This window comes from Pseudomonas sp. KCJK9000, assembly GCF_046230725.1.
GTDB classification, from domain to species: domain Bacteria; phylum Pseudomonadota; class Gammaproteobacteria; order Pseudomonadales; family Pseudomonadaceae; genus Aquipseudomonas; species Aquipseudomonas promysalinigenes.
The window spans coordinates 1-606 of sequence record NZ_JBJJLN010000136.1 but is presented as its reverse complement, the minus strand read 5'-3'; the positions used below and the strand labels follow the sequence as shown (position 1 = coordinate 606).

Sequence of the window (606 nt, the reverse complement as noted above, 5' to 3'; positions counted from 1 at the left end):
CGTCAACGCACCGGTTACTGGTGCTCCGCTGGTGATTACTTTGGCTAACGGCCAGACCATCACCATCCCAGTCAACGCAAGCTCCGGCTCGGTCGACTACGTTGCGCCAAACAACGTCTACAACACCAACACACCGCTGACCAACAGCATCACTAACGTCACCGGTGGCAACTACGAGAAGCTGGAAACCGCGGGTAACCCAACCACTTCGGTTACCGATGATCCGACCCAGCTGGACAGCACTGGCCTCACCTTGTCCGCCACTGGCACCGTCCAGGAAGGCGGCAGCATCGTCTACACCGCTACCCTGACCAATCCGGCTGGCAGCGAGATGAAGATCACCCTGAGCAATGGTGAAGTCATCACCATTGGCAAAGGTTTGACCGAAGGCTCTATCACGGTTCCAGCACCAGCCAACACCGTCTATGTCGATGCTGGCAATGTGAGTGTGAGCGTCACTGGAGCTACTGGTGGTGACTTCGAGAAGCTGAACGTCAGCCCAACACCGGCTGTGACCGCTATCACCGACACCATCGATACCTCGACGGTGACTCTGACCGCGACCCCAAGCGTGACCGAAGGCGGCACCGTGGTGTACACCGCCAC

The 606-nt window shown here is 58.4% G+C and carries 1 protein-coding gene; it reads left to right on the top strand.

Going from position 1 to position 606, the window contains the following annotated elements; genetic code table 11:
• Window positions 1-31 precede the first annotated feature (31 nt).
• Window positions 32-606 (top strand): immunoglobulin-like domain-containing protein (locus ACK59H_RS22955; RefSeq protein WP_409264991.1); only part of this gene is annotated, 575 nt, incomplete at its 3' end.